Origin of the sequence: Micromonospora sp. NBS 11-29 (assembly GCF_002140155.1) — a bacterium.
Taxonomy (GTDB): domain Bacteria; phylum Actinomycetota; class Actinomycetes; order Mycobacteriales; family Micromonosporaceae; genus Micromonospora.
In genome coordinates, this window is record NZ_NAPR01000011.1 from 121,434 (window position 1) to 135,205 (window position 13,772).

10 protein-coding genes and 1 pseudogene are annotated in these 13,772 nt (G+C 73.5%); 6 read left to right on the top strand and 5 right to left on the bottom strand.

Translation table 11 applies throughout. The annotated features are described in order from the left end of the window. Nucleotides 1-449 precede the first annotated feature (449 nt). Nucleotides 450-1,007, bottom strand: a complete 558-nt coding sequence (locus tag B1205_RS14265) for a hypothetical protein (protein WP_254909943.1) — start codon at nt 1,005-1,007, stop codon at nt 450-452. 259 nt (nt 1,008-1,266) lie between these two features. Between B1205_RS14265 and B1205_RS14270 the strand changes: the two genes are divergently transcribed. Beyond that, on the top strand, nt 1,267-2,880 hold the full coding sequence (locus tag B1205_RS14270; protein WP_140158046.1) for an acyltransferase family protein: 1,614 nt from the start codon (nt 1,267-1,269) through the stop codon (nt 2,878-2,880). Here B1205_RS14270 and B1205_RS14275 read toward each other — a convergent pair. Both B1205_RS14275 and B1205_RS14280 read right to left on the bottom strand, forming a co-directional pair. Further along, nucleotides 2,852-4,327 carry a CoA-acylating methylmalonate-semialdehyde dehydrogenase gene (locus tag B1205_RS14275; RefSeq protein WP_089156060.1) on the bottom strand — a complete coding sequence of 492 codons (1,476 nt, stop codon included), beginning with the start codon at nt 4,325-4,327 and terminating at the stop codon, nt 2,852-2,854. The two genes, B1205_RS14270 and B1205_RS14275, sit on opposite strands and share 29 nt — an antisense overlap. A 23-nt stretch (nt 4,328-4,350) precedes the next feature. Further along, nucleotides 4,351-5,652, bottom strand: a complete 1,302-nt coding sequence (locus B1205_RS14280) for an aspartate aminotransferase family protein (RefSeq protein WP_089156061.1) — start codon at nt 5,650-5,652, stop codon at nt 4,351-4,353. Nucleotides 5,653-7,102: 1,450 nt separating this feature from the next. Between B1205_RS14280 and B1205_RS29720 the strand changes: the two genes are divergently transcribed. The 4 genes from B1205_RS29720 to B1205_RS14305 all read left to right on the top strand — a co-directional run bounded on the left by B1205_RS29720 (nt 7,103) and on the right by B1205_RS14305 (nt 10,033). After that, nucleotides 7,103-7,372, top strand: a complete 270-nt coding sequence (locus tag B1205_RS29720) for a hypothetical protein (RefSeq protein ID WP_176308597.1) — start codon at nt 7,103-7,105, stop codon at nt 7,370-7,372. Between the two features lie 578 nt (nt 7,373-7,950). Then, nucleotides 7,951-8,700 (top strand): TetR/AcrR family transcriptional regulator, encoded by a 750-nt coding sequence (locus B1205_RS14295; RefSeq protein ID WP_303395022.1) that lies wholly within the window; start codon nt 7,951-7,953, stop codon nt 8,698-8,700. Nucleotides 8,701-8,850: 150 nt separating this feature from the next. Beyond that, nucleotides 8,851-9,480, top strand: coding sequence for a DUF6230 family protein (locus B1205_RS14300; RefSeq protein ID WP_089156063.1), 630 nt, complete (start codon nt 8,851-8,853; stop codon nt 9,478-9,480). Between the two features lies 1 nt (nt 9,481). Next, a complete protein-coding gene (locus B1205_RS14305; protein WP_089156064.1) occupies nt 9,482-10,033 on the top strand; it encodes a DUF6114 domain-containing protein in 552 nt (183 codons plus the stop codon). A 1-nt stretch (nt 10,034) separates the two neighbouring features. Here the strand turns inward: B1205_RS14305 and murD are convergent, their stop codons facing one another. Then, complete coding sequence (gene murD / locus B1205_RS14310; RefSeq protein ID WP_089156065.1) at nt 10,035-11,381, bottom strand: UDP-N-acetylmuramoyl-L-alanine--D-glutamate ligase; 1,347 nt, start codon at nt 11,379-11,381, stop codon at nt 10,035-10,037. Between the two features lie 75 nt (nt 11,382-11,456). Here murD and B1205_RS14315 point away from each other — a divergent pair, with 75 nt between their 5' ends. Beyond that, entirely contained in the window at nt 11,457-12,806 is a 1,350-nt protein-coding gene (locus B1205_RS14315; protein WP_089156066.1) for a hypothetical protein, read from the top strand. A gap of 313 nt (nt 12,807-13,119) precedes the next feature. On the opposite strand, the pseudogene B1205_RS31555 reads toward B1205_RS14315, so the two are convergent. Beyond that, a pseudogene (locus tag B1205_RS31555) lies at nt 13,120-13,605 on the bottom strand (PucR family transcriptional regulator); the annotation flags it as partial. Nucleotides 13,606-13,772: the final 167 nt, after the last annotated feature.

Here is a 13,772-nt window from a genome sequence, read left to right on the forward strand (position 1 = left end):
ACGCCCACGAGTGGAACGCCATGGGTGCCAACGGCGCGCTCCCACACCTGTGGCGTTCCACCCACCGCGTGGCTCCGGCGGGGCGGGATGCCCCGGGGCGGCGAGACACGGGTACGGCAGTCGGCGTGCGGGCAGGGTGCAGGTGCGCCGCCGGAGCTCATGTCGACAACGGCGTGCCCCGGGGACGGCCGGTCGGGCACCGGCTCCCAGGTGAGGACGATGCCGGGGGCGCAGATCAAAATCGGTCAGGACCACCCATGCCCGGCCGGCACCTGGGTGGGGGGAGCACATCCGACGATGCCCCTCGACCTCTCGGCGGCATTCCATAACCGCTTGCGGGGCCCATAAGCCGCTCGCGCCAGCACGACGGGTGAGTTGGTCGGCCGCCTCACGAAGTTCAGCGGGGAGGGCCGGCGACTCGGAGTCGACCGGCCTTCCTGCCCGCCTGGTCAGGGGCGCTGGTTGCCCGGGTGTCCCGGCTGCCAGTCCTGCGGCGTCGACTGCGGCACCGGATGGGCCTGCGGCGCGTGGGGCGGGTACACCGCGGGCTGCCCCGGATACCCCTGCTGGCTCACGCCATCCGGGGTGGCCGGATGCCCCTGCGGTCCGCCCGCATACCCCAAACCCGGAGCACCCTGCGGCCCGCCCGCATACCCCGGAACCGGAGCACCGTGCGGAGCGGCAGGCTGGCCCGGCGCCGACGGGGCGAACATGCCGGGCTGCGGCGCACCGGTGAAGGCGGGCGCGGCGGCCTGCTCGCGGGCCTCCTTGCGGGCCTTCACCGCGCGCACGATCAGCAGGATCGGCAGGACGAAGACGTAGAAGAAGATCCGGTAGCTGCCGCCGTCGAAGAGGAAGAGCAGGTAGAAGCCGTAGGCGAACATGGCGAGGCCGACCACCGCGTTGAGGATCCGGGAGCCGGTCCCCTGCTCCTTGACCGCGACGCCGACGGCGACCATCGCGATGCCGCCGAGCAGCAACAACAGGGTGTAGATGAGAAAGAACATGGAGTTTCCTGTCAATCAGATGAGCGTGCCGGCCCACCCTATTGGAGCGCGACCCTCCCCACCGCCCCGTTGCCCGTGCGTCGCCGGGCATCGGCTGGTTCTGATCAGCATCGGTCGCGCCGTCGACAGTACAGCCGAGAAGAGGATCCGTCGTCGAACCGCAACGTCGCCGGCCGACGACGCCCACGCAGGGGCCACGGGAACTCCCGACCGAGCCGTTGTCCGTACCGGTCGGCGGCGGCTGGCATAGCCTGGCCCCATGCGCCGCCTGCGGCAGCTCGCCGCGCGCACCCCGCCGGGGCGGGAGCGCTACGCCGACCTGCTCCGGGCGCTGGCGATCACCATGGTCGTGCTCGGCCACTGGGGCGTGACCGCCATCGGGTACGACCACGGCCGCCCGGCCGGTCACTCGGCGCTGGCCGATCTGCCCTGGGCCTGGCCGGTGACCTGGGTGGCCCAGGTGATGCCGGTGTTCTTCCTGGTCGGTGGCTACGCCAACGCCGCCTCGCTGGTCTCCCGCCGCCGCCGGGGAGGTTCCGCGACCGGCTGGTTGGTGGACCGGAGCGCCCGGCTGGTCCGGCCGACCAGCACGTTGCTGCTGGTGCTGACCGCCGCCGCGGCGGTCGCCACCGTGCTCGGCGCCGATCCGGCCCGGGTACGCACCGTGGTCTGGTTCGCCACCATCCCGCTGTGGTTCCTGGTCGCCTACTTCGTGGTGGTGGCGCTGACCCCGCCCATGTACGCGCTGCACCGCCGCTTCGGCCTGGCCGTACCGGTGGTGCTGGTCGGCCTCGTCGCGCTCGGCGACCTCGGTCGCGTCCTCGGCCCGGTCGACCTGGCCGACGGGAACTACCTGTTCGGCTGGCTGGCCGTGCACCAGCTCGGTTTCGCCTGGTACGACAGCAACCCGCCGGCCAGAACCGACACAGACGCCAGGGTCAACCCGAACGCCGGCGCCGACATGCCGGCGGGGACCGGCGGCTACCCGGACACGTCGGCCGTGACCGGCGGAACGGAGGTACGGGGCCTGCGTCGGCGCCGGCTGCCGCTCACCCGTCGGGCCGGTGCGATCCTGCTCGCCGTCGGTCTGGTCGCGCTGGTGCTGCTGACCACGGTGGGCCCGTACCCGGTGGCGATGCTCAACGTGCCGGGCGAACGGCTGGACAACGCCGCACCGCCGAGCCTGGCGCTGCTCGCCGCGGCCACCGCGCAGCTCGGGGTGATCCTGCTGTTGCGCCGTCCGGCCGAGCGGTGGCTGCGTCGGCCCGGCCCGTGGCGGGCGGTCGTCGCGGTCAACGCCGTGGTGCTCACCGTCTTCCTCTGGCACCTGACCGCCGCGGTGCTGCTGGTCGGCCTGCTGGACGCGCTCGGCGTGCTGCCCACCCCACGGGTCGGCTCGGCGGCCTGGTGGGCGTGGCGGATCCCCTGGTTGCTCGCCCTCGCCGTGGTGCTGTCCGCGCTGGTCGCCGTCTTCGGGCCGGTCGAGGTGCGCACCCGCCGCCCACCCGGCCCGCGTAACCACGCGACCGCCGCCGGCCCCGGCGGGCCGACGGGCAGGCACGACGGGCCGACCAGCGGGCACGAGGAGCCAGGCGGCGGGCACGACCAGGCAGGCGGCGGGCACGACGAGGCAGCCAGCAGGCACGACCAGGCAGCCAGCGGGCGCGACGAGCCAGGCGGCGGGCACGGCCTGGTGTCGACCGTGGTCGCCGGCGTGGGGTACGCCGGCCTGGTCGTCGGTCTGCTGGTGAACAGCCTCGTGCGTAAGGACGCGCCGGAGCCGCTCGGCCTGCCCGCCCCGGCGCTGGTGGCGTACCTGGCCGGGGCGGGGCTGCTGCGTCGGCTCAGGTCTGGGTGGGGAAACCGAGGTTGACCCCGCCGTGGCTGGGGTCGAGCCAACGGCTGGTGACCACCTTGCCCCGGGTGAAGAACGCCACCCCGTCGGCGCCGTGCGCGTGCAGGTCGCCGAAGAGCGACGCCTTCCAGCCGCCGAAGGAGTAGTAGGCCATCGGCACCGGGATCGGCACGTTGATCCCGACCATGCCGGCCTCCACCTCGTGCTGGTAGCGCCGGGCGGCCCCGCCGTCGTTGGTGAAGATCGCGGTGCCGTTGCCGTACGGGTTGGCGTTGACCAGGGCCACCGCCTCGTCGTACGAGTCGACCCGCAGCACGCACAGCACCGGGCCGAAGATCTCGTCGGTGTAGATCGACATATCCGGCGTGACGTGGTCGAACAGGGTCGGGCCGAGCCAGAAACCGTCGGGGTCGCCGTCCTGGGTGACCTGTCGACCGTCCACCACCGGCAGCGCGCCGGCCGCGACCCCGGCCGCCACGTAGGCGCGGACCCGGTCGGCGTGCGCGGCGGTGACCAGCGGACCCATGTCGCAGCCGCGCCGGCCGTCCCCGACGCGCAGCCGGCCCATCCGCTCGGCGATCCGTTCGACCAGCGCGTCGGCCACCGGTTCCACCGCGACCAGCGCGGAGATCGCCATGCACCGCTGGCCCGCCGAGCCGAAACCGGCGTTGACGGCGGCGTCGGCGGCCAGGTCCAGGTCGGCGTCGGGGAGCACCACCATGTGGTTCTTCGCCCCGCCGAGCGCCTGCACCCGCTTGCCGGCCAGCGCGCCGCGCTGGTGCACGTAGCGGGCGACCGGGGTGGAGCCGACGAACGACACGGCCCGGACGCCGGGGTGATCGAGCAGCGCGTCGACCGCCTCCTTGTCGCCGTTGACCACGTTGAGCACACCGTCGGGCAGGCCCGCCTCGGTGAACCACTCGGCCAGCAGCAGCGCCGCGCTCGGGTCCTTTTCGCTCGGCTTGAGTACCACCGCGTTGCCGCAGGCGACGGCGACGGGCACGAACCAGAGCGGCACCATCACCGGGAAGTTGAACGGGGAGATCACCGCGACCACGCCCAGCGGCTGCCGCAGGCTGTACGAGTCGACCTCGCCGGAGACGTTCTCGCTGAACCCGCCGCGCAGCGCCGAGGCGATGCCGCAGGCGTACTCGATCACCTCAAGGCCGCGTTGCACCTCGCCGGCGGCGTCCGCGAGGACCTTGCCGTGCTCGGCGGTGATCACCTCGGCGAGCCGGTCCCGGCGGGCGTGCACCAGCTCGCGGGNCCGCCGGGCCAGCGAGGCGTCCCGCCAGGACCGGGCGGCCCGTTCGGCGGCCTCGACGACGCCGGCCACGTCGGCGGCGGAGGCGAGCGCGACCTGCCCGGTACGCCGGCCGGTGGCCGGGTCGAACACGTCGCCGCGCCGCTCGCCGTCGCCGGTGATCCGCTTGCCGTCGACGAAGTGGCCGATCACGTCCGCCATTTCCGGGGCTGGCCGGGCCGCGCTCACGCCGTCACCTCGACGGCGGTCCGGATCGCGTCGACCAGGATGGCCAGGCCCTCGCGGGCCTCGTCCCCGGTGAGGGTGAGCGGTGGGCCGATCCGGATCACGTTGCCGTGCAGGCCGCCCTTGCCGACCAGCAGGCCACCGACCCGGCACGCCTCGAAGACCCGGGTGGTCAGCTCCGGGTCCGGTTCGACGGTGCCGGGGCGGACGAACTCGACGGCCAGCATCAGCCCCTTGCCGCGTACCTCGGCCACCTGGGACAGACCGGCGGTGGCCGACCGCAGGCCGTCGCCGAGGATCGCGCCGACCCGCGCCGCGTTGGCCTGGAGGTCGTGGTCGAGCAGGTAGTCGAGGACCGCGTTGCCGGCGGCGGTGGAGACCGGGTTGCCGCCGAACGTGGAGAAGCTGATCGCCGGCACGGATTCCAGCACGTCGGCCCGGCCGACCACGCCGGCCAGGGTGAAGCCGTTGCCGATGCCCTTGGCGAAGGTGAGCAGGTCGGGGGTGACGCCGTGCGCCTGGTAGCCCCAGAAGTGCTCGCCGGTGCGCCCCCAGCCGGTCTGCACCTCGTCGCTGATCAGCAGGATGCCGTGCTCGTCGAGCACCTTGCGCCAGGCGGCGAAGAGCCCGTCCGGGCCGTGGGTGAAGCCGCCGACGCCCTGGATCGGCTCGGCGATCAGGCAGGCCACGTCGCCGCTGGTCTGGGTGGCGAGCACCTCCCGCAGGTCCTCGACCGCGGCCTCGACGCGGTCGTCGGCGTCGAGCCGGGCCAGCAGGCCGCGCAGCCGCTCACCGGAGTGCAGCCAGGCCACCTGGAGCGGGTTGAGCGCGCTGGCCGACCAGGCACGGTTGCCGGTGACGCCCATGGTCGCGTACGACCGGCCGTGGTAGCTGTTGCGCACGGCGAGGATCTGGTGGGACCGCCGGTGGTTGGTGGCGCACAGCAGCGCGGCCTCGTTCGCCTCGGTGCCGGAGTTGGTGAAGAAGACCCGGGCGTCGGGGATGCCGGAGAGGCGGGCGATCTTCTCGGCCAGCTCCACCTGCTGCCGGATCAGGTAGAGCGTGGAGCTGTGCACGAGGCCGGTGCGGAGCTGCCGTTCGACCGCCTCGCGGATCTCCGGGATGTCGTGCCCGACCATGGTGGTCAGCACCCCGCCGAAGAAGTCCAGGTAGCTGCGACCGGCCGCGTCGGTCACCCGGCGGCCGGAGCCGGCGACCAGTTCGAGCGGTTCGGCGTAGTAGAGCGGCATCCAGGACGGGAGTACGGCCCGGTGCCGGGTCAGCAGGTCGTCGGCGGTCATCGGCGCACCCTTTCGCGGCGGTCTGGTCCCCGCACGCTCCCACCGCCCGGGCACAGGGACAACTGTCACTGTGTCGGGCGACGGCCCGCCCACCTGACACCACGTCAAGTGGTGCGCTGCGGATTCCGACGTCGGATGGGGTCTTTCGGTGGCCTTTCCGCAGCCGTGGAGGGCAATCGCCACTCGATCCGTGGGAGCGGCGCGTGCCGACCGATCCCGGCGGCGTCACCGGTAGCATCCGCCCGGTGCGGACGACTCAGGTGACGCTGCCGGCGGGCACGCGCCGGGCGGAACTGCTGGCCGGCGTACGGTCCTGGGTCCAGTCGCCGCCGGTGCGGCGGCTCGTGGCCCACTTCGGCGGCGACTGGCCGGNGGCCGGGCTGGACGACTTCTCCGCCCGGCGGTGGGACTTCCGGCAGGGGCGGGAACGCCTGGACGCCCGGGAGCCGGCGTTCGACCCGAAGACCGTCGCGCAGGTGCGGTCCGCCGCGGCGGCGCTGGGCCTGGTCCGCGCCGCCCCGCCGGCCCGGTCCGGGTACGCGCACCTGGTGGTGCTCGGCGGCCTGGCGCACGCCTGTCTGCGGCGCACCGCGTACGCGGCGCTGCTGGCCCGCACCGCCGAGGTGGCCGGCGAGGTGGCGGTGCTGGGCAGTTTCCGCCCGCTCTCCCCGGCCGAGTCGGCGTCGCTGGCCGAGGCCGGGCTGCCCGGCTGCGCCACCGAGGTCGACGTCCTCGACGCGGGCGTTCGGCTGGCGTTCGGGGTGGCCACGCCGGAGCGGGAACGCGGCGGTGGGGCCGACCATCCGCACCGGGCCTGGTCGTCGCGCACCTACCGGCCGGCCGGGCTGCCCCCGGTGCGGGTGCTCGCCGCGCCGTCGAGCGAACCGGAGCGCCGTCGCGCGCACACCGCCGACACCCAGCGGTTCTGGGCCGAGCACGTACGGCTGGGCGCCGGTGACGAGGTGCTGATGGTGACCGCCCCGATCTACGTGCCGTTCCAGCACTGCGACGCGCTGCGGACGCTCGCCGTGCCGTACGGGTGCGGCATCGAGACGGTCGGGGTGGACCCGGCGGCGACCGCACCGGCGCCGGAGCCGGAGCCGACCCCGGGCCGCTACCTGCAGGAGATCCGCTCGGCGCTGCGGTCGATGCGCGCCCTGCACGCCGCGCTGACCACCACCTGACGGCACGTCCCGGGCCGGCCGTGGGCCGGTGCCCGGCGAACCGCCAGGCACCGGCCCACNAGACGGAGGGGCTGCCGGTCTTGCTGGTGTCACGCACCGGCGAGTAGGTCGCGCTGAAGTACGCGGTGCTGAAGCAGAGCGAGGTGCCGCTGAACTTGACCAGGGGCTGGTTGGTGAAGGTGATCGAGTTCGTGCCGTTGGCCGCCGTGCCGGTGATGCTGTTCGAGCTGGTGCGGTAGACGCAGGTGATCGGGCCGAGCAGGGAGTTGAGCACCACGGTGCTCTGGATCGGCGCGGTCGAGGTGCCGGTGATCTTGACCACGCCGGCGCTGGTGACCGAGGTGGCGTACGGCAGGTTGTTGACGGTCACGCTCTGCACGCCGGTGGTGCCGATGATGTTGCTGCTGCAACTCGTGAACGTCTGCGCGGTGAGGCTCTCGGTGGCGGTGCCGGGAGCGGTCGGGTTGCTCAGCACCTTGGCGCTGAAGGTGGACGCGGCGCACTTCACGCCGGTGGTGCCGGTGGTCGAGTTGTAGAAGGTGGCGTTGGTGCCGGTCTGCAGGCTGGACTGGATGACGTCGTTGACCGACACGGCGGTGCCGGCCGGGGTCGGGTAGGTCAGCACGGCGCTGGCCAGCGAGGTGGTGGGGGCGGCGGTGGCCGGGGCGGCGCCGACCAGACCGGTCAGCAGCGCCAGGGCGGCGAGGCCCGCGCCGATGCGTCCGTACCTGAGCATGGTTGTTCCTTCCGGTGGTGGGACGGGGAACCGCACCGGCGGACGGCCGGGCGGTGAGGCGGCCGTCCGGGATGGACGGCGGTGGTGGTGGTGGTGGTCCACCGGCGACCGGAGCAGGCCGGCGGGTGGTGGTGGAGCCGTCGCGGCCTCAGCGGGCCCGGCGGCGTGGCGCACTGCGGCGGTGCCGCGTCACCTCGGTCTCTCCGGCCTTGGGAGGGTGGGCCTGGGCGGCGATAATGGCAGCCATTCGAGCCCTCCTTCGACACGACCTCGGCGAGTGATCACCAGAGGTGACGTGGTGTGGACTGAGCGTGTCGAAAGTTATAAACCTCTGAGGGTCGTAAAGTCAACGCATCACGGAAGGCCGATATCTTGACCATGCAGGACCAGCCCGCCCCGGCGGCCGTCCCGCTGCCGGGCGCGCGGCACGGCCGCGACCCGGACCGCGCCATCAAGCGCGGCCCCCGGCGCGTGCCGGCCGAGGAGGTGGCCGCGACCCAGCGCGACCGCCTCTTCGACGGGCTGGTGCGGGAGGTCGCGAGCCGGGGGTACGACAACGCGCGCGTCAGCGACATCTGCCACGCCGCCGGCGTCACCCGCCCGGCCTTCTACGCCCTGTTCAGCGGCAAGCAGGACGCGTTCCTGGCCGCGTACCGGCATGGCATCGCGGTGGTCTCGGAGCTGATGGAGGGTGCCTACCGGGAGGCCGGGCCGGCCTGGCCCGACGCCGCCCGCGCGGCGCTGCGCACCCTGTTGGACGTGCTGGCCAGCGTGCCCGCGTTCGCGCGGATGGCCCTGGTCGAGGTGGACGCGGCCGGCCCGGACGCGCGGCGGGAGCGGGACGCGCTGCTGCTCAGCTTCCGCCGGTTCTTCGCCGACGCCGACCCGGGGCCGGCGGCGGCGGCCGGGGTGGACCGGGACGCGCTGGTGTCCACCGTGGTCGGCGGCCTCCACGCGACGATCCGCGCCCGGGTGGCGCAGGGGCGGGCGGAGGAGCTGCCGGCGCTGCTGCCGCTGCTCACGTACGCCGCCACCGCCCCATTCCTCGGCCCGGAGGGCGCACGTCGGGCCACCCGCCCGGCCCGACCGGACGACGGACCGAGCGCGACCGCGCCCTGCGCATCCTGATCCGCGATCAGAAACCGCTGCGGTTTTTCACTTTGGCCGCATTTGGCAGATGCCGTCTAACTGTCTGTTGACCGCCCCTTTACCCGGCGGTAACTTCGGCCTGCGCCCCCGGGGCGGAAAGTCCGCGATCGATCTCGAAAGGGAGCCGCCATGTCGGAGCAGACCGCACCGCACGAGCCCGGACAACCGAGCAGTGGCGTGCGCTGGCGCCGGTTCGCCGTCACGCTCGGCACCGTCGCGGCCGGCGCGGCCGGCATGGTGGTGCTCACCGCCCAGGGCGTGCTCGGCGCGCAGTTCGCCATTTCCGGCATGCCGTTCACCGTCACCGCCGACAAACTCACCGGCACCGGCTTCGAGCAGTTCGCCACGCTCGACCAGATGATTCCGGACAGCCCCAACCAGGGTGACACCGGCGGTCAGGTGCTGGTGATCGTGTCCGCCATCGACAAGGCCGAGTTGACCAATCTCTGCCAGAGCATCAGCCTCGGCGGCATCAATCTACGGATCACCGCCGGCGGTTCCGGCAAGCCGGTCAGCGCCCGCACGCTCGTCGTCGACGGGGACGAGATCGCCGGCAACGCCACGTTCAAGAACATCAACGTCGGCCAGGACGCCAGCACCGTCGACCAGGTCCCCGGCGTGAAGGGCAACCCCGGCGTCTTCGCCCAGCAGGCCGACACCGTGACCATCACCAACCTGCGGCAGAACAACTACGCCACCACCGCCGCCGTGTTCACCCTGCCCAACCTGCACATGGGCTTCAGCTCCGACGGGTGTTGAGATGACCGCCGGACAGCACGCGACGCCGGCCGTCCGCGAGCGCGGGCGCTGGCGCCGCTGGCGGCGGGCCCGACCGTTCACCGCCGGGCTGCTCGTCGCGCTCGGCGGCGCCGAGATGCTGGTGACGCTGCGCGCGCCGCTCGGGGTGCTGCTGCACATCGGCCCGCAGGGGCTGGCCGCCTACCTGGTACCGGGGGTCCTCGTGCTCTGCGGGGTGCTGCTGGTGGCCACGCCCCAGCAACGGGTCTTCTACGCCGTGCTGTCCCTGCTGCTCGGGCTGGTCTCCTGGCTCACCTCGAACCTGGGCGGCTTCCTGATCGGGATGCTGCTGGCGCTGGTGGGCGGGGCGCTCGCGTTCGCCTGGACGCCGAACAAGCACCGCGCCGCCCCGGCCACCACGGACGTCCCCGCCAGCGCGGACCCGCCGAACGGATCGTTGGACGACACCCTGCCGATCGAGCCCGTCGAGGTCCCACCGGCCGAGCCGGCCCACCACCACTGGCCGGCCGAGCCGGGAACGCCGCGGGTCACCCGGGTGGACGACCGGGGCTGACTCAGCGGGCCGTGTCGGCGACCGCCTGCGCGAACACCTCGGAGCGGTGCTCGAAGTTGCGGAACCGGCCGTAGCTCGGCGCGGCCGGGGACAGCAGCACCACGCCGCCGGCCGGGGTGAGCTTGCGGGCCAGCCCCACGGCGGCGACCAGGTCCTCGGCCAACTCGGTGCGCACCGCCGGCAGCCCGGCCAACGCCTCGGCGATGCGGGGGCCGCTGTCCGGGATGCCGATCACGGTGATCTCCCGCTCGGCCAGGTGGTCCCGCAGCGGTGCGTAGTCGAGCCCCCGGTCGGTGCCGCCGACGATCACGGTCAACGGCCGCCCCTCGTACGCGTCGATCGCGTGCATGGCCGCGTACGGGCTGGTGGCCAACGTGTCGTCGACGAAGGTCAGCCCGGACGGGTCCGGGATCTCGGTGAGCCGGTGCGCCAACCCCTGGAACTCGGCGACCGCCACGGCAAGGCTGTCCTTGCGCGCCACCACGTCGACGCCGAGGGCGTCCAGCACGGCCAGCGCGACGCAGAGGTTGCCCTCGTTGTGCCGGCCCACCAGCGGCAGCACCGCACGCGGGAACAGCGGCGTGTCGCGCAGGTGGAACCACGGCGTGCCGTCCGGGCCGGTCGCCACATGCGTGGTGTCCGGCGAACCGGCCCGCACCGCGGCCCGGTCGCCCAGCTCCACGGCCAGCCGCGGGTCGCCGCCGTTGACCACCACGGTGTGCGGACCGTGCGCGACCAGGTTCAGCTTGTCCCGGTAGTACTCCCGCTCGCCGCCGTGCGCGTCCAGGTGCTCCGGGAACAGCGCGGTCACCACCGCCACCCGGGGCGAGTCGGTCAGGTCGGCGCACTGGTAGCTGGACAGCTCCAGCACGTACAGCTCCGCCTCGGGCAGGTCGAGCAGCGGCACCCCGATGTTGCCGCCGAACACGTTCGGCCGGTCCATCGCGGTGAGCAGGTGGCTGATCAGGCTGGACGTGGTGCTCTTGCCCTTGCTGCCGGTCACCCCGACGGTCCGGTCCGCGTGGTCGGCCATCCAGAGCGCGCTGCCCTGGGTCACCGGGACCGACCGACGGCGCAGCTCCACCATCCACGGGTGCGTGTTCGGCACGCCCGGCGAGCGGACCACCACGTCGGCGGCGGCCAGCCGCGCGAAGCCCTCCTCGCCGGTGACCAGCGGCGCGGCGGCGGCGAGCGGCCCCTCCCAGGGCAGGCTGAGGAAGTTCGCGCTGTCGTCCACGGCGACCAGAGCGGCCGGGCCGTGCGCGGCGATCGCGGTCACCGCGGCCCGGCCCTCGCGACCGGCACCCCAGACGGCGACATGACGTCCGCGCAGATCAGACAGGCGCACGGGCTCTCCTCGGGCTCGGTGGGCGGGGTCAGCCCAGCCGGACACGGCCGGACGAACCAGGGCCTATTATGGCGTGTGCCCAACGAGCAGCTGCGGCGGATGGACGCCTTCACCTTCCCGTCCTACTCGATCGACTTCGCCACCGGCGAGGTCCTGTTCGACTACGCCCTGACCGGTCCCGACGGCGAGCAGCGGTTCACCGAGGTGATCACGCTCCCGCTGCCGGCCGAGCCGGTCTCCGACGCCACCGCGGCCACCCTCGCCCGGGTGCTGGAGCTGCTGCACGTCGTCGCCGGCGTCAGCTACTACAAGGCCGCCGCGCCGCCCCGGCTGGTGCTGCCCGCGCCGCTGGGCGCCGCCGCCGTCGAGCTGGTCACCGCCGTCTACACCAAGGGCCTCGCCGAGTACGCGTACCGCAACGCGCTGCCGCATGTGCTGACGTTGCGGCCCGAGGTGCCGGCCGGCTCGGTGGAGCCGGCCACCCCGCTGGACAACTCGGACCGTCGTCCGCTGTCGGCCGTGGGCGGTGGCAAGGACTCCATCGTCACGCTGGAGGCGCTGCGTCGGGCCGGGTTCGACCCGGTGCCCTTCTCGGTCAACCCGAACCACGTCATCGTCTCGGTCAACGAGGCGTCCGACCTGGTGCCGCTCGCCGCCCGGCGGCGACTCGACCCGGTGCTGTTCGACCTGAACGCGGCTGGCGCGCGCAACGGGCACATCCCGGTCACCGCGATCAACTCGCTGATCGCGGTCGCCACCGCCGTGCTGCACGGGCTCGGTCCGGTGGTGATGTCGAACGAGCGCTCCGCGTCCGACCCGAACCTGATCTGGGACGGCCACGAGATCAACCACCAGTGGTCCAAGGGCGTCGAGGCGGAAGGGTTGCTGCGCGCCGCGCTGGCCGAGCACGCCGGCCTCACCGAGCCGTACTTCTCGCTCCTGCGTTCCCTGTCCGAGCTGCACATCGCCCGGTTGTTCGCCGAGATCGACCGGTACGACGCGGTGGTGACCAGTTGCAACGCCGCGTTCAAGCTGCGGGACGCCAGCGAGCGCTGGTGCCGGAACTGCCCGAAGTGCCGGTTCGTCTTCCTGGCCATGGCCCCGTTCATGCCCCGCGAGCGGCTGACCGGCATCTTCGGCGGCGACCTGCTGGCCGACGAGTCCCAGGTCCCCGGCTACCGTGAGCTGCTCGGCATCGACGGACACAAGCCGTTCGAGTGCGTCGGCGAGGTGGAGGAGTCGGTGGTCGCGTTGAGCCTGCTCGCCCAGCAGGACCAGTGGCGCGACGCCCCGGTGGTCCGCGCCCTGGTGGCGGAGCTGCCCGACCCCGCCTGGCAGGCGGCGTCCACCTCCGACGTCTTCACCCCCGGCGGCCCGAACCACGTCCCCACCCCCTACGCCAAGGCCCTAACCGCCCTGACCTAACCCCCCACCCCCGCCCTCCCCGCGTTGATCATGAAGTTGGACCGGCGTTTCGCCCGGATCAGCCCCGCCAACTTCATGATCAACGCCATCAGGAGCGGCGCGTGGAGGCAGTTCGCCCTGCCGGCCGTCGAGGCGCCGGGGGCGGGTCCCTCGACCACCGGCCTGCCCACCTGTCGTCGATCTTGGACTTGGGGCACCTCGCAAGGCCGGGCATAAGGGGCAAAGCTTGGCACCACAAGTCCAAGATCGGCGAGGCGGACTGGGGGCGGGGCGGGGCGGGTGGCGGGCGGGGCGGGNACTGGGGGCGGGGCGGTCAGGGGGTGCGGACGGCGTCCAGGGCTAGCAGGGCCACGTGCAGGGAGAGGCACCTGTCGACCGAGTCGAGGTCGGCGTCGAGGATGCGACCGATGCGGGCCAGCCGCTCGTAGAAGGCCGGCCGGGACAGGTGCGTGGCCACGGCCGCCGCGGACTTGTTCCGCCCCTGCTCCAGGTACGCGCGCAGGGTGCCGAGCAACTGCTCCCGGGGGTGCTGGGCGTCGTACTCCAGCAGCGGCCCGAGTTCCCGCTCGACGAACGTCTGCAACCGCGGCTCGTCGCGCAGCAGGTGCAGCAGGCCGGCCAGCCCGACGTGCGGCAACCGGAAGCAGGGCAGGTCCCGCGGGTCCCGCCGGGCCGCCTCGGCGATCTGCCGCGCCTCGACCAGGGACCGGCGGGCCTCCCGCAGGCTGCCCACCCCGGAGCCGGCCGCCACGACGACCGCCGGCCGGGACGGGCCGTCGACCGACCGCGTCGACCCCAGCGCCCCGCCGCGACCGTCGACCGGACGCACCGGCCCGGTCGGCGCACGAACGACTCCGTCGACCGGACGCGACGTCCCGGCCGAGCCGCGAACAGCCCCTTCGGCCGGTCGAGCAACCGCAGGGCGAACCGGGGCAACCCCCTCCGCCGGCCGGGCAACCGCAGGGC